The following is a 21291-nucleotide window of genomic DNA, read 5'->3' as shown; positions in this document are numbered from 1 at the left end:
CGGGAGGTTTTTTGATGTTGGCTCAGCTGCTCTATTCATAAATGTATTTCGATTGATCGGTGCTATTAAAACAAAGCCTCTAAACGCAGCGCGCTACTGATAAAATGGCTACGATCATCGCGATGGTTGTTAATATAATTTAAATCACCTTGTACATATAACCATTCACGCCAGACCGGTTGACGCCAAGAGACGAACGGTCCCCAACTGTTTAAACGTAAATCCTTATTGTTCAGAAAACCACCGGTATACAGGCCGTAGCTAAAGGTATTTTCATGGAAAAATTGATGTTGTCTAAACAGGTTGTTGTCCCATGTTAGGTCATCGTCTTGATCATCGGCATGGGTCAGATTAAGTTGATTGGATAAAAATGCTTGATTGGGGCGCGCATGAATTAATTCCATATTGGTTCTGAAATAGTTTTTACTATCAAGCCCATAACGATAAATCTGTTCGGCATGGAAACTAAAATCATTTTCCAATTGCCAATCTTTGCTGGCTTTTAAGCGTAAGTACACATCGTCACCTGAACGCAAACCCAGATCGGCATCAGTTTCAAAAGGCAGACTCTTTGAAAAATCAGACCAACGCACGGCAAAAGAGCTGTTGCTTTCACGCGTGCGTTTTTGATCTAAGGTTTTATCGTTTCTGTTGTTTGGATTTTCATTGGTAATGGCAACATTATTGGTTAATTCGTTGTCTAAAGAGTCATCACCAAAAACCAAACTTAATTTACGCTCTAAGGTTGGCAATTTAACTTTACCGCGGATACGTGGCTTAATTTCATAACCATCATGTTTGTTCCAGCTGTTATCGACAATCACACGCAAGGTGGCTGAGGCTGGTTTTTCAGGATCAGTTTCACCAAACCAATTGTCCATTTTATGCGAGGTATGATCTGCCCAATTCTTAACTTGAAGTTGCTTACGATCGATCCAAGTATTTTCTGCGGTATTTTCCGCAGGCGGTACAATTGGCTGATCGGACTGTTCCGGTAAAACGGTGGGCAACGCATCAATTAAACTGGGGATTTGATACAGCAAACTGTCACTGTCATCAGATGTGGTCAGGCTATCTGCTGATGAGGTCGTTGTTTTTAAGGTTGTTTCTGCGGCATGGGAACTGTGGGTGCTTACCAATAGGACGGCCAGTAACAACGGGTTCGATAAACTTATTTTCATGTGAAACGTATCCTGGCTTTTATGTCACTTGTTATCTAATATTCTTGTTAAAAACAAGACCAAAAAGCAAGCTTTTTCTAGTCTGGTAAATTTAAGCATTCGGCAATTTAAACTGTCACTTTTTTATATAAAGCCAGTCAGCTTTAGTATAAAAAGCGTTAGTTGTACGGTTAATTGGCAATGCTTGATCATAATGGCAATCAAAATAACATAAGCTTAAGCCGCGGTTAAAAGATTAATCCACTTTTAACCGGATGATAAAATATTCTCATACCAGTGACGGTTAAAACTGCGATATTTTAGCTATTAAAATAACTTTAACTTGAAACAGTGCTCGGTTCAGTCGATAAAAGCGTTTTTAATCGTCCATTAAACATTAAAAAAATGCTTTCACTGCTGCACACTGTATCTGCTCTGCTGGCAGGATCAAAGCGCGGGATAAAAAAATAGACCACCGATACGGCAGTCTATTTTTTAATCAATATCAATCGATTTTCTTAAGCTGTTTTTTTCGCAGCAGACACTTGTTGAGTCGGACATTGACAAGCCGGTGCTGCCTGTTCAGCTTTCACAGTTTCCATGGTTTTTTTCACTGGAAAGTCTGGTGTAGCCACAATCGGTGAGGCAGATACATGAGCACAAGCCGCCAACACAGCTAACGCGAACACAGATTTAACAACGTTCATCATAATTTCCTTTAGGTAAAAGGATGTCCATTCACATAGACAACAACATGGGAGAGAAAACAAATTTCATGTGAATGGTAGCAAAAAATGATCAACTTAGGGGCGCTTGGAGTAATTAAAAAAGTGAATGGTCAGTCAAAATTATTATATAAATCATGTGTTTAGAGTTTTTGCTCTAAGGCAAAGTCTGAAGATAGACTTTGCCTTAAGATGTTTAAATATATAGAAAATTATGAATTTTTATGGCAATTCTTTTGGCATTTTTTCTCATAAATTTTACCCGAGATTCCGCCAATAATCGCGCCGCTTATGGTGCCAAATACAGGCAAGATACTACCGGCAACTGCACCAATTAACACGCCCGTGGCGGTAGGTGAAAAGCGTGATTTAGCATTTGAACGGCTTGGCGTTACGTCTTCTGTACGAGATGGAGTTGAATCTTCAAGTGTCGGGTTTTGAGTTTCAGTATTCATATAGACCTCTTTTAAGTTTCGTTAGACAGAACTTAAATGTTCCGTACAACAGCCTAACCAATTGCGCCGCAGCTTGTGTCCAAGCCTTGTATCGATAGGTTGTCTTTTGTAAGGTCGGTTAAGCCGATTAAGATCATGTGGTGGCCCTGTAAGTTTTTGCGCTGTAATGTTAAATTCAAGCCAAGCACTAAAAAAATATTCTATGATCATTTTTCACAACAATAAACAGGAAGGAATAAAGCATGGCAATTGCAAAAGTAGTTGAAGTGAATTCAAGCAGTAATAAAAGTTTTGAAGATGCGATTCAGACCGGTATTCAAAAGGTCACAGAAACCATTAAGAATGTACAAGGTGCTTGGATTAACGAACAAAAAGTTGTGATTAAAGACAATAAAATTACTGAGTACCGAGTGAATTTAAAAATTAGTTTCTTGGTTGAATAATGGAATGCCATAACTGAAGCAAAAAAATCCCCACATTGGGGATTTTTTTATCTTTAGAGTGCAGATCACATCCAGCTTAAACTTAATGTTTAAGCGAATCGGTTTGATCATCTTGGGCTATCGCCGCGTCAGTTGCTTCAACTTCAGCTTTAGGATTCTGCAAGGCTTTTTCAAACACTTGTAAGAACACTTCACGTGGCTGTGCGCCGGCCAGCGCAATGCGTTGATCGAAAATAAAGAACGGCACACCAGTGACTTTTAATTGGTCACGCGCGACATCTTCATCAAATTTCACAAAGTCGCTGTATTCTTCTGAATTTAAGACATCTTCCACTTCAACCGGATTTAAGCCAATACGCGCTGCAACATCTTCAAGTGTCTCACGTTCGCCAATGGCCAGACCTTGCGTCATATAGCTATAAAAGAACGCTTCTTGCGCCTCTGAACCTAAGCCTTTGCTCTGTGCCAAGTGAATCAGGCGGTGTGCATTAAACGTATTCCCCGAATTGGCATTTTCCCAATTGAACTGAATACCTTCTTCGGCTGCCATAGTGGCAATATTGCGTTGCATTTCTTCAACGTCGGCCACGGTACGGCCATATTTTTGTGCCAGACGTTCAGAGTTAGAGACTTCCTGACGCACTGGCGCTTCTGGATCAAGCTCATAGCTGTGCCAATGTACTTCAAGTGCCAGACCTGCTTGTTCGGCAGCTGCCTCTAGACGTTTTTTACCAATATAACAAAATGGACACACCACATCTGACCAAATATCTACGCGCATAATTAAGCCCTTTTCTTTTCTTGCCTGTGTTGATGGGGGTGAGGAATAAAATTTAAAGCATTTTCGTGCAATTATCTGGTCTGAGGATAGCAAAACGACACCATTTTGCGCTGAATAAATAACCAAATCGGCTGTAAATCACGTTATGCTAGACAAAAATCAGCAGCACGGAGTTTGGTATGCCCAAGATTTTTATCATTTTAACCTTAGCGACATGCAGTATATTTGGCTGGATGTTTTATCAGTATTCTGCACAACAAAACGAACTGAGCCAACTGCACAATTACCAAACAGTCTTGTATGAAAAAGCTGAGTTAATTTATCAGCAAGCACAAGACTGGTCCGAGCCGATGCACGTGCCACTGTCCGATGATCGCTTAGAGGGTGATTATAAAGTGATGGCGGATTTTGTGCTAAGCCAAATGGTGGCCAATGTAGAAGCCCGAAATGCTTATTTACGTCAGCTCAAAGCCATTGGTTGGGATCAATTTTTAAATATCGAGCGTTTGGATCAAGACCGTAAACAGCAATTTGTTGAAACTGAAGCGATGCTTAAACAAGCCCATCTGATCACTACGCAGTATCAACAAGCGCTGCAGCAAGGTGAAGAGCAGAGTTTGAGCAAGGCCAAACATTTACCTATTCGGGCAGGATTGAGACAGCGTTTAACCGACAGTTTACGAGAAAGCCGCGACAATGATAATAGCCATGCTTTATTTGCCTTAGAGTTGCAAATATTAAGCAAAGCCGACGCATTATTTGATATTTTAAAAAATAATCAATGGCAGAAAAAGAATAAAACCTTTATGTTTTATGAAGATCAACCATTGCAGCAATTTAATGCCTTGTATCAGCAAGTATTGCAGCTCAACGCTGAGATGGAAAAAATCAAAAAGCAAAATCGTAAAGCGCTAGAGCAGCGTTTATAGTGGCGCTCAAAAGCGTTGATTCAGCACATCGACGTTAAATCACAGCTGCTTAAAATTATTGAGACATAAAAAAGCGTACCGAAGTACGCTTTTTTAGCATTCAATTTAGAGCATTAAGCCGTTTTGGCTTCAGGCTCTGTCACCAACATGCTGCCGGTTTCTTCAAAGTTAGAGTGCCATGATAGCGCTTCACGAAGTAGATGCGGTGTATGACCACCTTTGGCAACAGCACGATCAAAGTAATCGTTTAGTGCATCACGGTACATTGGGTGCGCACAGTTGTTAATAATCGCGTGTGCACGCTCACGTGGTGCAAGACCGCGTAAATCTGCCATACCTTGTTCTGTGACTAAAATATCAACGTCGTGTTCAGTGTGGTCAATATGCGATGCCATTGGCACGATGGATGAGATATCACCGCCTTTAGCAATTGATTTGGTCACAAAAATAGCCAAATGCGCATTACGTGCAAAGTCACCTGAACCGCCAATACCATTCATCATTTTGGTACCACAGACGTGAGTTGAGTTTACGTTACCGTAAATATCAAACTCAAGTGCGGTGTTAATGCCAATGATGCCTAAACGACGCACCAATTCAGGATGGTTTGAGATTTCTTGTGGACGCAGCACCAATTTGTCTTTGTAGGCTTCAAGATTATTAAAGACTTTTTCGCCATACTTTTCAGATAGGGTAATGGAGCTACCTGAGGCAAATTTCATTTTGCCGGCATCAATCAATTCGAAAGTACAGTCTTGCAGCACTTCAGAATACATGACTAAATCTTCAAAGTTTGAATCTTTAAGACCGGTTAATACCGCATTGGCAATTGAACCAATACCGGCTTGTAATGGCCCTAAGCTTCTTGGCAAACGACCCGCTGCCACTTCTGCTTCAAAGAAGCTAATCAAGTGATTGGCAATGCCTTGGGTTTCATCATCTGGCAATGTCACAGTCGATGGCGAGTCATGGTGTTCACTGTTAATGACGATACCGACAATTTTAGATGGATCGATATTAATGGCAGTAGTACCAATACGCTCATCCACTTGCGTCAGTGGAATCGGTTGACGCGTTGGACGATAAGTCGGGATATAAATATCGTGCAAGCCTTCAAATGCTGGGCTTAGATTGGTGTTAATTTCAACAATCACTTTTTCAGCAAAAATAGCGAAGCTGGCAGAGTTACCGACAGAGGTGGTTGGGATGATGCCACCATCTTCGGTAATAGCAATCGCTTCAATGATTGCAATATCTGGTTTTTTAAGCTGAAGGTTACGCATTTGTTCAACAGTTTCAGATAAATGCTGATCGATGAACATCACTTCACCATTGTTAATGGCTTTACGTAAGGTATTGTCAACTTGGAACGGTAAACGGCGTGCAAGAACACCAGCTTCAGTCAATTGTTTGTCTAGGTCATTGCCTAAACTGGCACCGGTAATTAAAGTAATTTTCAGTGGATTAGCTTTCGCTTGTTTTACTAATGCTAAAGGAACAGCTTTCGCCTCACCTGCACGAGTAAATCCGCTCATTCCGACAGTCATACCATCTTGGATAAAAGTGGCAGCTTGTTCTGCGCTCATGACTTTGTCATGAAGTGACGCTAAACGAATACGATCTAAAGACATGGTTTACGCTCAATTCTTGTTCAAAACTAGACGGATTGTACCGCCCTCAAAACAAATTGTGCATGCCTGTTAGGCTAAGGTCTAATTTTTTCAAAAAATGTGGGTATAACGATTTTTGATGGCTTTTAGCCGCTTGATTTTAAAGCTTTAAAAAAATGAGCTTAATCATTAAACAAATCTGTTTGTTGTTTTTTTGTTCGGTTATTAAAAATGCTCCGTCAAGGTTTGTTTGATTTTACCCAAAGCACCTTGTGCATTGTGCTGTTCGGCTGCATTGTGAAGAATAGGTAAAGAGATAAGTACTTCTAGGCCAGCTTCAGCCCGATTATGAATGGTCAGTTGACCTTGGTGCATATCGACAATGCGCTTGACAATGGCCAGTCCTAAACCACTGCCTTGGATGGTGCGCGCTTCATTGCCGCGTACAAAGGGCTGCATCAGCTCTTCAACTTGATCTTCTGGAATGCCCTCGCCATGATCGGCCACGGTGATTAAGATATGCTCATCTTCTGCGGTGACGGACAACTCAATCGGCTCTGCACCATAACGTTTGGCATTGTTAATCAGATTGCCAATCAGACGTTTTAACGACTGACTGCGTGCTTGAATACGCGGCAATGGCTGTGCTTCAAAGCGAATATCCAGCGGCTTAAACTGAATAATGAGTTCCTGTAACAGACTGTTGATGTCGGTGTCTTGTAGTTCCTCATCTGAGCCATCACGCATATAAGAGATAAACTGATTTAAAATGGCATCCATATCTTCAACATCATAAATCAGCCCTTCTTTGAGAAAATCATCATCCGGCATCATTTCTGCGCTTAAGCGAATTCGGGTCAGTGGGGTGCGCAAGTCATGCGAAATACCGGCCAACATAATACGTCGGTCACGTTCGGCTTGATCAAGGGTATAAATCATGTGATTAAAGGCACGGTTTACTTCACGAATTTCTTGCGGCCCATGATTGGTTTCCAAATATGGCGCAGAACCGGTTTTACTGTAGTTATTGGCCGCATTTTGTAATCGGCGTAGTGGGCGATTCAATTGGCGCACGAGGGTTAAAATAATGGCTGCGGCAATTAAAGGTACACCGAACAACCAACCAAACACCAACTCTGGACTATAGTTGGCATAGGTTTTTAGCGGTTCACGTACCCAATGACCGTTCATCTCTGGGGTTTGAATCCAAATTTGTGGACTAGGTTTAAATTGGAAATAAACCGTCACCTGTTCTACTTTTAATTCTTTGGCCAGCTTTTTTTCAATTTGATTGGTAAAAAACTCTGCAATAACTTTATCGCGAATATTGGGATACTGTTTTGGATCTGTAATATATTCAATGCCGACACGGTTTTTTAACCACGTATCGACGTCGACTTCAGCATCGTTGTGGAAAATACGTAAATCTGGATTGTTAATGATCTCTAATTCAACACTTAAGTAACGTGCATGCTGTTGAATTTCAGGCAGGTAAAGGGTGCGCCAAAAGAACCATAACGACATAAATAAACTGAAAAAGACAATAAATAACACCAGTACCGTGGTGCGCATGGCACCCGAACGTGGCTTGGCCTTATCTAAGAAGCGTTCCCAGCGGGTACGTTTCTTTTCTGAGTAGGTTTCAAAATCAGTAAATTTTTGTGGATGAATGGGATCGAGTTTCACACCTAATTCCTATGGTGAATTTGAAGTGATTTTATGCGCTCAAAGGGAGCAAAAGTCGAACTACATGACGAATTAAAGCTAAAAATTAAACTTAAAGCAGGTTTATTATAGAGCTAAGCAGGAATTGAACCATTCACAAAACGTATTGACTTAAAATACTGTACTCACCCAAAGGGGCTAGCTAAAAGTCAGCTTGTGAATGGTATTTACCGCGATTTCATCGGGGTTTGAATAACCAAAGTTTTGCTATCCAAACCATGTGCTGCTTATTCTGCACCATCTGGAACAAAGACGTAACCGACGCCCCAAACGGTTTGAATATAACGCGCACGTGCTGGATTTTCTTCGACCAGACGACGTAAACGTGACACCTGTACATCAATCGAGCGCTCCATCGCACCCCATTCACGGCCACGTGCGAGATTCATCAGTTTATCGCGCGTTAAGGGTTCGCGTGGATGTTGTACTAAGGCTTTGAGTACCGCAAATTCACCCGTGGTTAAGGTAACCACTTGACCTTCACGGGTAAGTGTACGGGTAGAGAGATCCAATGACCACGGGCCAAAACTAACCACTTCCATGTGCTGACTTGGCGCACCTGGAACTTCACGAACTTGACGGCGCAGCACAGCACGAATACGTGCCAAGAGTTCATTCGGGTTAAACGGTTTAGGTAGGTAATCATCCGCACCTGCTTCTAAGCCGGCAATACGGTCTGAGTCGCTGCCACGGGCAGTCAACATAATGATTGGAGTATCAATATTGGATTGGCGTAAACGGCGGCAAATACTTAAACCATCTTCAACCGGCAGCATGAAATCCAGCACAATTAAGGAGAACAGTTCGCGCTGTAATAAACGATCCATTTGCGTAGCATCATGGGCAGTTTTTACCACAAAGCCTTTATCTTCTAAAAAGCGCTGTAATAAGGTACGTAATCGAACATCATCATCGACCACCAGAATGCGTTCGACGCGATCTGTCTCAGTATGTACTGGATCGGTTTTTTCAGCAGGTACCACTAAACTCATGATGTGCTCCTTTATTCTTTATTGTCATCGTAAACAAAAGTTCGGATAAGCTTGAGTATACGATTCATTTGTATCGATTGACTATGCTCTAAAGCAACAAATATTGCAGTTAAAATCAAGACATAGATACCAAACGTATACATCTGAAATACGCTGAATGGCGACTTAGAGCGCGATTAAAAATAGATTTATCACTTAATTTAAGGGTGAATTATCGCAGTAGATCAATTGGCAATATTGACCACTTATAAATTTAATAAAAACAATTGTGGATTTTATAGTCTTGGTCTTTATAATCATGCCATTTAGTACTTATCCTTGTGGGATCAAACACGATGACTGACTTAGTTCAGCAGTTAGCAAAAGAAATTGCCGCACGTCCAAATCAAGTACAAGCTGCCATCAAATTGATTGATGAAGGTGCAAGTGTTCCTTTTATTGCACGTTACCGTAAAGAGGCAACTCAAGGCTTAGATGACACGCAGTTACGTCAACTCGACACGCGTTTGTCTTATTTGCGTGATTTATTTGAACGCCGTGACAAAGTCATTGAATCACTGAAAGAACAGAATAAATTGTCGGATGATTTACTGAACCGCGTCAACGCTGCTGAAACCAAGAATGCGTTAGAAGAGCTTTATGCGCCGTATCGTCCAAAGCGGACCAGCAAATCGTTTAAAGCCAAAGAAGCGGGTTTAGGCCCGATTGCAGAAAAAATTGCGCATGAAGCGGTTGAACCTACTGAAGCTTTGGCAGGTTTTAGCCATGCCGATTATGCCGATCTTGAAAGTCAGTTGGATGCGATCCAACATATTTTAATTGATGATTGGGCGCAAAATATTGCGTTGACCACAGAATTAAAAGCAACATTTGCCAAAACAGCGGTGCTGAAAAGTTCAGTGGCCAGTGAAGATAAAAAAGAAGTCGGTAAAAAATTCCGTGATTACTTCGATTTTTCTGAAAACTTTAACAAAGTGCCATCACATCGTTTATTGGCCATGCTGCGTGGGCGTCAAGAAAATGTCTTGGGCCTTAAAGTAGAAGGCGAAGATGCTGCACCTGTGGCGCGTATTGAAACTGAATTAGATTTAGCCACAGTTCAGCCGCAAGCACGGGCTGATTTTCTCAAGCAAACCGCTCAATTGTTTTGGTCTGCTAAAATTCGTCCGCAAATTGAACATTCATTGTTGACCGAAAAACGTCTAGTGGCTGAAGCTGAAGCAATGGATGTCTTTGCAGAAAATCTACGTCATTTACTGCTTTCTGCACCAGCTGGCGCGCGTTGTACTTTGGGCGTCGACCCCGGTATTCGTACTGGCGTGAAATTGGCGGTGGTGAATGCCTCCGGTGAAGTGGTTGCGCATAGCACCATTTATCCGTTTGCACCCAAAGAAGACAAAGCCGGTTCAATCGCTGAGCTGGCACGTTTATGCCGTGAATTTGAGGTCGATTTAGTTGCTATCGGCAATGGCACTGCTAGCCGTGAAACTGAAGCGGTTGTGGCAGAGATGATGACACAAAACCCCGATTTGAAACTGACCCGCGTTTCGGTTTCTGAAGCCGGTGCATCGGTGTATTCAGCTTCTGAATTGGCATCGCAAGAATTGCCTGAATTGGATGTGGCAATTCGTGGTGCAGTATCCATTGCACGTCGTTTACAAGATCCGTTGGCAGAATTGGTCAAGATCGATCCAAAATCGATTGGTGTGGGTCAATATCAACATGACGTCAATCAAACGGGCTTGGCCAAAACCTTGCAAGCTGTGATTGAAGATTGCGTGAACTCAGTCGGTGTGGATGTAAATACTGCATCGCCTGCGATTCTGTCTTATATTGCCGGTTTGAATAAATCAATTGCGCAACAAATCTTTGATTACCGTAAAGAAAATGGTCGTTTTGACAACCGCCAAGCATTGAAAAATGTACCCCGTTTAGGCGAGCGTACCTTTGAACAAGCGGCCGGTTTCTTGCGTATTCAAGACGGTTCTGAGCCGCTAGATGCATCTGCGGTGCATCCTGAGAGTTATGCCTTGGTCAGTAAAATTGTTGAAGCCAAAGCGACCACGGTCCAAGACCTAATTGGTAACACTGAAATTATTCGTCAGGTCAATGCAGAAGAATTTGCCGATGAGAAATTTGGCTTACCGACCATCCAAGATGTGTTGTCTGAACTTGAAAAACCGGGTCGTGATCCACGTCCAGAATTCCGTACTGCAAAATTCCGCGAAGACATTACCGAAGTTGCACAGTTAACCGAAGGCATGCAGCTTGAAGGTGTGATTACCAATGTGACTAACTTTGGTGCATTCGTCGATGTGGGCGTGCATCAAGATGGCTTAGTGCATATCTCTGAATTGGCCAATGAGTTTGTGGCCGATCCACATAAAGTGGTCAAGCCGGGTCAAATTGTTCAAGTGCGAGTCTTGCAAGTGGATACAGAACGTAATCGTGTGAATTTATCGATGCGTCCGGAAGGTTCAGAAGCACCAGCAAAAGCGCCGCGTCAACCACGCCGTGATAATGCACAAACTGAAGCGCGTACTGAGCGTAAGCCACAAGCGAAACGTCCGCAAAATACCCGTCCGCAAGGCGAGCGTCCAGCGGCGAAAAAACCACAAGCCGCTAAACCACAAGAGCAAAAAATTGGTGGTTTGGGTGCATTGTTATTACAAGCAGGCATTAAAGGGTCTAAATAATTTTAATATTGTTTAGCGCATAAAAAAGCCTCCGATTTGGGAGGCTTTTTTTATGCCAGTTTGGGCACAATCCAACTGCAAATAATCAGCATAATGCCCAAATGACCCAATTTGCGACTCATTTTTTCAATCGGTGTAATGACGGTGGCAGGCGAGGGAGATGCTTGTTTTATTTTTAGCGTAGCAAGAGCGCTGTTGAAATGTAGAAACACCGCCAGATCGATACAAATTAGAATCGTACCCATATCATTGACGATTTCCATTAAGTCGTAGTCGGCTTGGCGCAGCGTAGTGGCGATTTGATAACACAAAAAAAGAGCAAAGGCACAACAGCCGTATTTGAAAATAAGAGCAGCAATGCGCATAAGCCATCCACCGAAAATAACATAGAGCTGAGGTTATAGCACAAAAAAGCCAGTCAATTGACTGGCCTTGATGAGTATCCGTATTACCAATGCTCACCTGGGAACAAGCGTGCATATGCTTTTTGTACCCAATTGAGTTTTTGTGGCTCACCGACTGAAGCCGAAGAACTTGGGAATAGGTTATAGCCAATCGACATCAATTTATTATTAATATCTGGAGCAATAGAATGAGTGATTGACGCTAAACGACCCAAATGCGTGGCCACTTTTTTCGGACGTTTCACAATCGCATACGCAATTAAATCTGCTGCTTGTTCTGGCGATAACGTCGGGACATATTTATAAATTTTGGTCGGTGCAATCATCGGGGTACGAACCAATGGCATATACACTGAAGTAATGGCAATTTTGTGAGAATGCACTTCAGCTGAAAGACAACGACTAAACGCGTCTAATGCGGCTTTAGAAGCCACATAAGCTGAAAAACGGGTTGCATTGGCCAATACACCAATCGAGCTGATGTTAATGATGTGACCGTCACGACGAATCATCATTTGCGGCAGAATATTCATCACCATACGAATGGCGCCAAAATAATTCAGCTGCATGGTGCGTTCAAAGTCATGAAAGCGATCAGATGATTCATGTACTGCACGGCGAATAGAACGTCCGGCATTGTTAATTAAAATATCAATATGATCGACTGAAGCTAAAATTTGTTTCGACACTTCATCAATGCTGGCCAAATCATTTAAATCACACGGGAACACCGAAGCTTGGCCGCCTTTGGCTTCAATTTCTTGTTTAACTTCATCTAAAGTTTCTTTGGTACGCGCCACCAATAATACATGAGCGCCGGCATCGGCCAACTTGTGTGCAGTGGTTAAACCAATCCCACTGGATGCACCGGTAATTAGAACGACTTTACCATTGACCTTATTTTTAAACAGTTTTTCTAATCTTGAATTCACGCAGTTATTCCCTGATTTTTAGTAGAACAAAATTCCAAATTATGTTTTTTATAGATGATTGTTCGGCTCAAATATTATTTGCTTGAGCGATTTTACGTCAATGATGATAACCAATGTTTAAAAAAAAGCTATAGTTAAGTAATTGAATTTACAAATATAATTAGAGTAATTGCTCTATTATTATTCGCTTAATCTTTTAATTATTAACATGAATGTGCAACGAAAGCAAAGATAAATCATCCTGCTAATAAGCCATTCCCTTCAGCCATGCTTGCACACAGTATCAGGGAATAGCTTTTGATTGAATATTAGACTTTTGCCAATGCTTGTTCTAAATCGGCCAGTAAATCATCAATATGCTCAATACCGACGGATAAGCGCACCATATCAATACTGACCCCTGCAGACTTGAGTTCATCTTCATTTAACTGACGATGCGTGGTGGTGGCAGGGTGGCAGGCCAAACTTTTAGCATCACCAATATTGACCAAACGGGTAAAGAGTTCTAGTGCATCAATAAAGCGTGTACCGCCTTGTAGACCATCTTGCACGCCAAAAGAAAGAATGCCCGAAGGTTTGCCTTTGACATATTTTTGTGCCAAAGCATGCTGTGGATGATCTGTTAGACCGGCGTAATTGACCCATTGTACTTTGGGATGTTGTTGTAAATATTCAGCCACTTTCTGCGCATTTTCAGTATGCCGTTCCATACGCAAGTTCAGTGTTTCTAAACCTTGTAAAATTAAAAATACGCTGAGGGGGCTAATGGCGGCACCGGTATTGCGTAAAGGCACTACGCGGGCACGCGCGATATAAGCTGCTTCGCCTAAGGCTTCGACATAATTTACCCCGTGATAACTTGGATCGGGGGTGTTGAGGACTTTAAAGCGTTCTGGATATTTACCCCATGGGAATTTACCGCTGTCGACAATGGCACCGCCAATGGAGTTGCCATGACCGCCAATATATTTGGTCAATGAATGCACCACAATGTCTGCGCCATGTTCAAAGGGTTTCAGCAGTGCTGGTGTGGCCACGGTGTTATCGACAATGACTGGTACGCCATATTCATGTGCAATTTTGGCAATCGCTTCTAAATCAATAATATTGCCCAGTGGATTACCAATCGATTCTACAAACACCAATTTGGTTTTGTCATCAATTAAACCGCGCAGTGCTTCAGGGTCTTGATAATCAAAAAAACGCACTTCAATGCCTTGTTTGGGTAAGCTGTGTGCAAATAAATTATAGGTGCCGCCATATAAGGTTGAAACCGAGGCAATATTGTCACCGACTTCAGCAATGGTTTGAATGGAATAGGTAATGGCCGACATACCCGAGGCCAAAGCCAGCGCACCAATCCCGCCTTCTAGTGCCGCCAAACGCTGCTCTAAAACAGCAGTGGTTGGATTCATAATACGGGTATAGATATTGCCCTGTACTTTTAAATCAAACAAATCTGCGCCATGTTGCGTGTCATCAAAGGCATACGAGGTGGTTTGATAGATAGGTACGGCCACCGCTTTGGTGGTCGCTTCAGGGCTGTAGCCTGCATGAATGGCCAGTGTTTCGTCTTTGTAGCTCATGTTTACGTCATCTTCGTGAGTTAAATATTGATCGAGTTTAGCATTTCTGTATATCAATCAAAGGGGTTTTTAACTGAATAATTAAGCTTAAATTCTGATAAGTAATTTATTTTTGCCGCCAGCCTGAAAAAATGTATCGCGTGGCACACAGTTTCAAAAAAATTAACTTTTTCCAGTTGTAACATTCTATTGAAGATATCGGCTATGCCTTATTTTTTCCCCGCTTTCATCGTATAATGCTTGGAATATTTGTTCGCATGCTGAGATTGCTCGGCTGCGAATTTTGCTTTTTCTATAGAGGAGTCCTACGTGGCCCAATATATTTACACGATGAACCGTGTGTCGAAGATGGTTCCGCCGAAACGCGAAATCTTAAAAGACATCTCTTTATCATTTTTCCCAGGTGCCAAAATTGGTGTACTTGGTTTAAACGGCGCAGGTAAATCGACCTTGCTTCGTATTATGGCGGGCGTAGATAAAGATTTCTCAGGTGAGGCGCGTGCTCAACCGGGTATTAAAATCGGTTATCTGGAGCAAGAGCCACCGTTAGATGCAAATAAAGACGTGCGTGGCAACGTTGAAGATGGCTTACGTGAACCACTGGATGCCTTAGCGCGTTTAGATGAAGTGTTTGCTGAATATGCGGCTGAAGATGCCGATTTTGATGCGCTTGCCAAAGAGCAAGAGAAATTAGAATCGATCATTCATTCGTGGGATGCACACAACTTAAGCAACCAAATGGATCAAGCAGCCGCTGCGCTGAATCTTCCACCTTGGGATGCCGATGTATCGCTGTTGTCTGGTGGTGAACGCCGCCGTGTCGCACTGTGTCGTCTATTGTTGTCTAAACCGGACATGTTGTTACTTGATGAACCGACCAACCATTTGGACGCAGAATCGGTGTCTTGGTTAGAGCGTTTCTTAAAAGACTTTGCCGGCACGATCGTGGCGATTACCCATGACCGTTATTTCTTGGATAACGTGGCTGAGTGGATTCTAGAGCTTGACCGTGGTATGGGTATTCCGTATCAAGGTAACTATTCATCTTGGCTTGAGCAGAAAAATGCCCGTTTAGAGCAAGAGAACAAGCAAGAAGAATCTTTTGCCAAAGCGTTGAAGAAAGAACTGGAATGGGTTCGTTCAAATGCCAAAGGTCAGCAAAAGAAAAATAAAGCCCGTATGGAACGTTTTGAAGAGTTGAACTCTAAAGAATTCCAACAACGAAATGAAACCTCTGAAATCTATATTCCACCCGGCCCACGTTTGGGTAATAAGGTTGTAGATGTTGAAGGGATCAGTAAATCCTTTGATGGTCGTTTATTGTATGAGAACTTAACCTTCTCTGTACCGCCAACAGCGATTGTCGGTATTGTTGGACCAAATGGTGCCGGTAAAACCACGCTATTTCGTATGATGACTGGCGAGCAAGAACCCGATACCGGTACAGTCACCTTAGGTGACTCGGTTAAAGTGGCTTATGTGGGTCAGTTACGTGACACCTTGGATAACAAAAACACCGTATGGGAAGAAATTTCTGGTGGTTTAGATATCCTAAAAGTGGGCGATTATGAAATTGCCTCACGTGCTTATATCGGTCGTTTTAACTTTAAAGGCCAAGATCAGCAAAAACGTGTCGGTGAGTTGTCAGGGGGTGAGCGTAATCGTTTACAACTGGCAAAAATCTTACAGCAAGGCGCGAACGTGATCTTACTGGATGAGCCATCAAACGACTTGGATATTGAAACCTTACGTGCGCTAGAAGATGCAATTTTAGTCTTCCCAGGCACCGTGATGGTGGTGTCGCATGACCGTTGGTTCCTCGATCGTATTGCAACGCATATTTTGTCGTTTGAAAATGATCAGCCAGAATTCTATGCCGGTAACTATGCTGAATATGAAGCCTATCGTCAGTCACGTTTAGGTGATTCAAGCAATGCTAAGCGCTCTAAATACAAAAAAATTGGTGGTTAATCGCTGATTTTGATGTAACTTAAAAACCAGCCTACGGGCTGGTTTTTTGCTTAAAAAATTTAAAAAGTTGTCTATAGATTCAAGTATTAAATTATTAAGATCAGAAGAATTAACAATAGTCGGGGCGATTGATCTTTGTCGTGCCAGCCTATGCGGCATGTACTTTATTGATTTGGCTGTTTTGGGCAGTTATGTAATTTTATTACCTTAGGGTTGATTGCTATGCTTCATCTAAGCACAAGCCTTATTCACACAATAAGTCACGCTAAAACAAGGAGGGGACAATGGCAGCATCTCATGGGCACGATCATAGTCATGCAGTGGTCACCGAAGCCAATGTTAAGAAGCTGACGTTCGCCTTGATCTTAACCACGATCTTTTTGTTGGTGGAGATCGTGGCTGGTTTTATGACACAAAGTTTAGCGCTATTGTCCGACGCTGCCCATATGTTTACCGATGTGGCGGCCTTAGCCATTGCCTTGGTGGCCATTAAAATCGGCAAGTTACCAGCCGATGATAAACGCACGTTTGGCTATCAGCGCTTTGAAATTTTAGCTGCGCTGTTTAATGCGGTGATGTTGTTTATGGTGGCGCTGTATATTTTATATGAGGCCTATCAGCGTTTTTCTCATCCGGCAGAAATTCAAAGTCTGGGGATGATGGTGGTGGCCATTCTTGGTCTGATAATTAATCTAATCTCAATGAAGATTTTATTTTCCAGCGCACAGGATAGCTTGAATGTAAAAGGAGCTTATTTAGAGGTATTAAGTGATGCCTTGGGTTCGGTCGGAGTGTTTGTTGGCGCAGTGATTATTTATTTTACCCAGTGGATGTGGGTCGATAGCTTGATTGCAGTGTTGATTGGATTTTGGGTGTTGCCTAGAACGTGGCTGTTACTTAAACAAAGTATTAATATTTTATTAGAAGGGGTGCCAGAAGAAATTGATATTGAGGCACTGCGTAATGATCTACTGGCTTTGGCACAAGTAGAGAGTATTCATCAATTGAAAGTCTGGGCGATTACTTCAAAAAATGTGCATCTGACCGTGCATTTATATGCCCCTCAAGCCGATCATCAAGCTTTGTACCAACAAGCGTGGCAGATGCTCAGTCATCAGCATGGCATTACCGAGATGACCTTACAAATTGAAGAGGATGAATGTATCGCTCAATCGACTTGTCAGCCACAGCAGCATATACATAGCGATGAAGATTTGCATCAGCACTAGGCCTAAGCTTGCGTGCTGATGTGCAACTTTATCTATTATTTTAAATTTCCCATTCGTGATCGCATTCACGACATTTCCATTTTTTTTGCGACTGCATAAAGCCTTGCATGGAAATTTTAAAATCAGGAAGATCGCGGTAAAAAAAGAAGCCGGCAATGATGCAGAGCAAGAACACCACCACTGTCGCAGCTTGCAGTGTTGTGCCTGCGCCATCAGCAAAAATCCACATCGCAATACTGATTAACACCAACAGCAATAACACAAACACCGCAGGGATGAGTACCACCAAGCTTTTAGGCACGACCGGTCGTACCGCAGGGCCATTGGCTTGAGCAAGAGGGAGAATTTTAGGACTTTGGCATTTGGGGCAACGGTATTGCATTACAACTCCACAATTTTAATTGAGTGCTTATTCTAATCACAATGAAATAAAAATCAAAAATAGCCGAACATAAAGTTTAGCGCATAAAAAAGCCACTAATTGAATTAGTGGCTTTTTTGAATTTGGCGTCCCTACGGGGATTCGAACCCCGGTTACCGCCGTGAAAGGGCGATGTCCTAGGCCTCTAGACGATAGGGACTTATCGAGGCAACACAGGTGAAGCATAATAAAACGTGGTGGAGTCAAGGAGGATCGAACTCCTGACCTCTACAATGCCATTGTAGCGCTCTACCAACTGAGCTATGACCCCAGTCTGTGTGAGCGCCATATTAGGGGCATTGCGCTCACACGTCAACTATAAAATTAATTATAATGGATCAATTGCATCATTTTTCGGCAATTTTAAACTTTCATTGCGCTTTTCCCAGACTTTCGCTTCTTTTTTGCTCGGTCCGCCGACAATTTCCAGTGCATGACGTAAACGTGCGAAAGTTAAATCAGGTCCAAGCGTGACCATCGACTGCATAACGGGGGTTGAACTGGTGGAACCTGCAATTGCAATAAAGAACGTAGGCATAAAGTCACGCAGTTTCACTTCCATTTGTGTGGCTAAATCCATCAGGGTTTGACTGACTGTGTCATTGTTCCACGTAAATAGGCTTTCTAAGCGCCAAATTGCAAATTGTAAGCTTTGACGCACTTGTTCATCGGAGAGTTTCTTACTGACAAATTGCTCTTTAGACAAGGTCGGGAACTGATTGAAGTAAAAGCCCGCCCAATTGACCGCTTCGGACAATAAATTAATCCGTGGTTGGATGGCCGCGGCAATTTCTTCTAAGGTGTTGCGATCTGATTTCCAAGCCAATAAAGTATTCAGCAGCTCAGCCGACGTTAAGGCTTTAATCCATTGACCATTTAGCCAATTGAGTTTTTCCACATCAAAGATGGGTCCACCCAGTGACACGCGTTTGATGTCGAAATGTTCAATCATCTCGGTTAAAGCAAATTTTTCACTTTCATCCGGCATAGACCAACCCATACGGCCCAAATAGTTGAGTAAGGCTTCTGGCAGGACGCCAATATCTTTGTAGTAATTGATCGAGGTTGGATTTTTACGTTTTGAAAGTTTTGATTTATCTGGATTACGCAGTAAAGGCATATGGCACAGCACTGGCATATCCCAAGCAAAATATTGATACAACAACTGATGTTTAGGTGCTGATGGAATCCATTCTTCGCCGCGAATCACGTGAGTAATTTCCATTAAATGGTCATCGACCACATTGGCCAAATGATAAGTTGGCAAACCGTCAGTTTTAAGCAGAATCTGCATGTCCACTTGCGCCCATGGAATCTCTACTTCACCGCGCAGTAAATCATCAAATTTACAACTGCCTTCAGTCGGTACTTTCATGCGAATTACGTGTGCTTCACCAGCAGCTAAACGACGTTGCACTTCTTGTTCTGACAGCAATAAACCGCGCCCATCATAACGTGGGTTTTCACCGCGCGCTTGTTGCTCAATACGCATCTGATCCAATTCTTCAGAGCTGGCAAAACAATAAAAAGCATGGCCTTTTTCCACCAGCTCTAACGCATATTTTTTATAGATGTCCATTCGTTCAGATTGACGATAAGGCGCGTGTGGCCCACCGATGTCTGGACCTTCCGACCAATTTAAGCCTAACCAACGCAGCGAATCTAAAATCATTTTCTCAGATTCAGGGGTCGAGCGCAGTTGATCGGTATCCTCAATACGTAGAATGAATTCACCGCCATGTTGTTTGGCAAAACACATATTAAACAATGCAATATAGGCAGTACCGACATGCGGAAAGCCGGTAGGAGAAGGGGCAATACGAGTACGAACAGTCATAATCAATATTTTTTCAGAATGTGAATTAAAACTATTATAACGAAAAAGCCCCAGCACTTAATGTTAAATTCAACATTGCAGTGCTGGGGCTTTATTTAAACGACTAAACTGCCCAATGGGCTAAAAATAAGATTAAGAATTATTTTGGATAAACAAGGCTTGTACGATACGCGAGAATCTTTGATTTTGTGCGGCAAAAAAACTTTGTGTCGGCGCTACTTTAATTTCGGTCAGAACTCTTAGGTCGTTTTCATCACGTAAAATTTTTGAATCTTTGCGCTGTTGTTGCAACGCTTTTTCCATTAAAGAGGGACGTTCAGGGCTGAGATTAACTTTAGTCTCTGTTGCCTTAAGCGCAGCGCTATGTCCCATTTGACCAATCAATGTCAAACTTAAACTTAAACCACAGATTTTTAAAAACTGAGTTGCTTGCATGTTCATTTTCCCCTATTGATCCCGGAATGTACTCATTGTTTTTGTTTCCAAGGGACACCATTGAACCACATAAAAAAATACAAAAGTAGAACTAGGTCACACTTCATTACAAAAGGATAAGAAACTAATTCAATACAGCAACGTTGTAACAAAGAAATATGGAGAGAACATGAAGAGCTGAATATTCATCATGCAATTGATCAATTCTAATTTTATCGGATGCAATAGACAAAGCGTATCGCGTTGCTGAGATGATTTTTTAAAGACCATTTGAGTGGAATATTATTATAATTATTTGATTTGTAAATACATTATTTTATTTTAAAGTGACTGGTTCGAAAAAAATTGCTTAATAAGCTAGGGGAGAGAGGCTTGATGGTTCATCTTTTCCGGTCAATAAGCGCCGTGAGGGTACTTAAAAGTATGGATCTGTTGGCGGTGATTATTGATGATTGAGTGATTAAAATTTACATAAACAGCGACTTGGCCTTTAACTGCATTTTGTAAACGATGTAATCCATGCCTTGAGCAAGCTAAGCTATATTTTTACAGCTAATACGTGTGTTTATGTGGGGTAATATAAAAATGGGTAATGCGCTTAAACTTGATCTATCCAGCAAAATTAGCGAAGTTTTTTAACAGTCTTGCAGCGCACAATCGTTACTAAGCTAAGGATAAGCGGCATAAAACGGGATGATAGAGTTATATTTTTTCTACATAGCCGCATGCTATCAATATTTTCTGAACCGGAATAATGGAGGTATAAAAGCCCTTTTTTTTGGATTTTTTTAGCTATTGCACTGTTAGATTATGCATTTTTTAGATATGGAATTCAGAAAACAGTATATGTGTGGATAGATCTATAATTGCATAATATCTAACTTATAAAACAAAAACTTATGTTGTTGCGTGGGTGGCTGAATTAAATCGTCTATGGTTTTAAATCATTGCGATTGCTGG

Annotated in this window: 18 protein-coding genes and 2 tRNA genes; 5 read left to right on the top strand and 15 right to left on the bottom strand. The window is 42.0% G+C overall.

The features are described 5' to 3' along the window. Positions 1–65: 65 nt before the first annotated feature. The 3 genes from SE27_RS00965 to SE27_RS00955 all read right to left on the bottom strand — a co-directional run bounded on the left by SE27_RS00965 (position 66) and on the right by SE27_RS00955 (position 2340). A complete protein-coding gene (locus SE27_RS00965; protein WP_039620056.1) occupies positions 66–1181 on the bottom strand; it encodes a hypothetical protein in 1116 nt (371 codons plus the stop codon). Positions 1182–1678: 497 nt separating this feature from the next. Continuing rightward, a complete protein-coding gene (locus SE27_RS00960; RefSeq protein ID WP_039620054.1) occupies positions 1679–1867 on the bottom strand; it encodes a hypothetical protein in 189 nt (62 codons plus the stop codon). Between the two features lie 230 nt (positions 1868–2097). After that, positions 2098–2340, bottom strand: coding sequence for a glycine zipper domain-containing protein (locus SE27_RS00955; protein WP_039620052.1), 243 nt, complete (start codon positions 2338–2340; stop codon positions 2098–2100). 242 nt (positions 2341–2582) lie between these two features. On the opposite strand from SE27_RS00955, the gene SE27_RS00950 reads away from it, so the two are divergent. Then, positions 2583–2783, top strand: a complete 201-nt coding sequence (locus tag SE27_RS00950; RefSeq protein ID WP_039620050.1) for a dodecin family protein — start codon at positions 2583–2585, stop codon at positions 2781–2783. A gap of 82 nt (positions 2784–2865) precedes the next feature. Here the strand turns inward: SE27_RS00950 and SE27_RS00945 are convergent, their stop codons facing one another. Next, entirely contained in the window at positions 2866–3564 is a 699-nt protein-coding gene (locus SE27_RS00945) for a DsbA family oxidoreductase (RefSeq protein ID WP_039620048.1), read from the bottom strand. A 179-nt stretch (positions 3565–3743) separates the two neighbouring features. Here SE27_RS00945 and SE27_RS00940 point away from each other — a divergent pair, with 179 nt between their 5' ends. Continuing rightward, the gene (locus tag SE27_RS00940) at positions 3744–4493 is read left to right on the top strand and encodes a hypothetical protein (protein ID WP_039620046.1); all 750 of its coding nucleotides are present in this window, start codon (positions 3744–3746) and stop codon (positions 4491–4493) included. Positions 4494–4606: 113 nt separating this feature from the next. Here the strand turns inward: SE27_RS00940 and SE27_RS00935 are convergent, their stop codons facing one another. The 3 genes from SE27_RS00935 to ompR all read right to left on the bottom strand — a co-directional run bounded on the left by SE27_RS00935 (position 4607) and on the right by ompR (position 8820). Then, a complete protein-coding gene (locus SE27_RS00935) occupies positions 4607–6124 on the bottom strand; it encodes an acetyl-CoA hydrolase/transferase family protein (protein ID WP_039620044.1) in 1518 nt (505 codons plus the stop codon). A 204-nt stretch (positions 6125–6328) separates the two neighbouring features. Beyond that, positions 6329–7789 (bottom strand): ATP-binding protein, encoded by a 1461-nt coding sequence (locus SE27_RS00930; RefSeq protein ID WP_039620042.1) that lies wholly within the window; start codon positions 7787–7789, stop codon positions 6329–6331. A gap of 266 nt (positions 7790–8055) precedes the next feature. After that, positions 8056–8820: an osmolarity response regulator transcription factor OmpR gene (gene ompR, locus SE27_RS00925; protein ID WP_004650626.1), complete on the bottom strand. Its 765-nt coding sequence runs from the start codon at positions 8818–8820 to the stop codon at positions 8056–8058. Between the two features lie 335 nt (positions 8821–9155). On the opposite strand from ompR, the gene SE27_RS00920 reads away from it, so the two are divergent. After that, positions 9156–11516, top strand: coding sequence for a Tex family protein (locus SE27_RS00920; protein ID WP_039620039.1), 2361 nt, complete (start codon positions 9156–9158; stop codon positions 11514–11516). 50 nt (positions 11517–11566) lie between these two features. Here the strand turns inward: SE27_RS00920 and SE27_RS00915 are convergent, their stop codons facing one another. The 3 genes from SE27_RS00915 to SE27_RS00905 form a co-directional block, all read right to left on the bottom strand. Then, positions 11567–11881 carry a hypothetical protein gene (locus SE27_RS00915; protein WP_039620037.1) on the bottom strand — a complete coding sequence of 105 codons (315 nt, stop codon included), beginning with the start codon at positions 11879–11881 and terminating at the stop codon, positions 11567–11569. Positions 11882–11964: 83 nt separating this feature from the next. After that, the gene (locus SE27_RS00910) at positions 11965–12852 is read right to left on the bottom strand and encodes an SDR family NAD(P)-dependent oxidoreductase (RefSeq protein ID WP_039620035.1); all 888 of its coding nucleotides are present in this window, start codon (positions 12850–12852) and stop codon (positions 11965–11967) included. 308 nt (positions 12853–13160) lie between these two features. Next, positions 13161–14438, bottom strand: a complete 1278-nt coding sequence (locus SE27_RS00905; protein WP_039620033.1) for an O-acetylhomoserine aminocarboxypropyltransferase/cysteine synthase family protein — start codon at positions 14436–14438, stop codon at positions 13161–13163. 309 nt (positions 14439–14747) lie between these two features. Between SE27_RS00905 and ettA the strand changes: the two genes are divergently transcribed. Continuing rightward, positions 14748–16409 (top strand): energy-dependent translational throttle protein EttA, encoded by a 1662-nt coding sequence (ettA, locus tag SE27_RS00900; protein ID WP_039620031.1) that lies wholly within the window; start codon positions 14748–14750, stop codon positions 16407–16409. Positions 16410–16693: 284 nt separating this feature from the next. Continuing rightward, positions 16694–17638 carry a cation diffusion facilitator family transporter gene (locus tag SE27_RS00895; protein ID WP_039620029.1) on the top strand — a complete coding sequence of 315 codons (945 nt, stop codon included), beginning with the start codon at positions 16694–16696 and terminating at the stop codon, positions 17636–17638. 40 nt (positions 17639–17678) lie between these two features. Here SE27_RS00895 and SE27_RS00890 read toward each other — a convergent pair whose 3' ends face one another. From SE27_RS00890 to SE27_RS00870, 5 genes are all read right to left on the bottom strand, one after another. Continuing rightward, the gene (locus SE27_RS00890; RefSeq protein ID WP_039620027.1) at positions 17679–18020 is read right to left on the bottom strand and encodes a membrane protein; all 342 of its coding nucleotides are present in this window, start codon (positions 18018–18020) and stop codon (positions 17679–17681) included. A gap of 123 nt (positions 18021–18143) precedes the next feature. Then, positions 18144–18219 (bottom strand) — tRNA-Glu (locus SE27_RS00885). Positions 18220–18254: 35 nt separating this feature from the next. Further along, positions 18255–18330, bottom strand: a tRNA-Ala gene (locus tag SE27_RS00880). A gap of 57 nt (positions 18331–18387) precedes the next feature. Beyond that, positions 18388–19896 (bottom strand): glutamate--tRNA ligase, encoded by a 1509-nt coding sequence (gltX, locus tag SE27_RS00875; RefSeq protein WP_039620025.1) that lies wholly within the window; start codon positions 19894–19896, stop codon positions 18388–18390. A 132-nt stretch (positions 19897–20028) separates the two neighbouring features. Beyond that, positions 20029–20331, bottom strand: a complete 303-nt coding sequence (locus SE27_RS00870) for a hypothetical protein (RefSeq protein ID WP_039620023.1) — start codon at positions 20329–20331, stop codon at positions 20029–20031. Positions 20332–21291 lie beyond the last annotated feature (960 nt).

Origin of the sequence: Acinetobacter harbinensis, assembly GCF_000816495.1 — a bacterium.
GTDB lineage: Bacteria > Pseudomonadota > Gammaproteobacteria > Pseudomonadales > Moraxellaceae > Acinetobacter > Acinetobacter harbinensis.
Note: the sequence above shows the minus strand (reverse complement) of the source record. Positions and strands in the feature narration are given on the sequence as shown.

Bases quoted from the DNA above. Each gene is read 5' to 3' on its own strand.
- SE27_RS00965 (WP_039620056.1), bottom strand. From the start codon at position 1,181: ATGAAAATAAGTTTATCGAACCCGTTGTTACTGGCCGTCCTATTGGTA.
- SE27_RS00960 (WP_039620054.1), bottom strand. From the start codon at position 1,867: ATGAACGTTGTTAAATCTGTGTTCGCGTTAGCTGTGTTGGCGGCTTGT.
- SE27_RS00955 (WP_039620052.1), bottom strand. From the start codon at position 2,340: ATGAATACTGAAACTCAAAACCCGACACTTGAAGATTCAACTCCATCT.
- SE27_RS00950 (WP_039620050.1), top strand. From the start codon at position 2,583: ATGGCAATTGCAAAAGTAGTTGAAGTGAATTCAAGCAGTAATAAAAGT.
- SE27_RS00945 (WP_039620048.1), bottom strand. From the start codon at position 3,564: ATGCGCGTAGATATTTGGTCAGATGTGGTGTGTCCATTTTGTTATATT.
- SE27_RS00940 (WP_039620046.1), top strand. From the start codon at position 3,744: ATGCCCAAGATTTTTATCATTTTAACCTTAGCGACATGCAGTATATTT.
- SE27_RS00935 (WP_039620044.1), bottom strand. From the start codon at position 6,124: ATGTCTTTAGATCGTATTCGTTTAGCGTCACTTCATGACAAAGTCATG.
- ompR (WP_004650626.1), bottom strand. From the start codon at position 8,820: ATGAGTTTAGTGGTACCTGCTGAAAAAACCGATCCAGTACATACTGAG.
- SE27_RS00920 (WP_039620039.1), top strand. From the start codon at position 9,156: ATGACTGACTTAGTTCAGCAGTTAGCAAAAGAAATTGCCGCACGTCCA.
- SE27_RS00915 (WP_039620037.1), bottom strand. From the start codon at position 11,881: ATGCGCATTGCTGCTCTTATTTTCAAATACGGCTGTTGTGCCTTTGCT.
- SE27_RS00905 (WP_039620033.1), bottom strand. From the start codon at position 14,438: ATGAGCTACAAAGACGAAACACTGGCCATTCATGCAGGCTACAGCCCT.
- SE27_RS00895 (WP_039620029.1), top strand. From the start codon at position 16,694: ATGGCAGCATCTCATGGGCACGATCATAGTCATGCAGTGGTCACCGAA.
- SE27_RS00890 (WP_039620027.1), bottom strand. From the start codon at position 18,020: ATGCAATACCGTTGCCCCAAATGCCAAAGTCCTAAAATTCTCCCTCTT.
- gltX (WP_039620025.1), bottom strand. From the start codon at position 19,896: ATGACTGTTCGTACTCGTATTGCCCCTTCTCCTACCGGCTTTCCGCAT.
- SE27_RS00870 (WP_039620023.1), bottom strand. From the start codon at position 20,331: ATGCAAGCAACTCAGTTTTTAAAAATCTGTGGTTTAAGTTTAAGTTTG.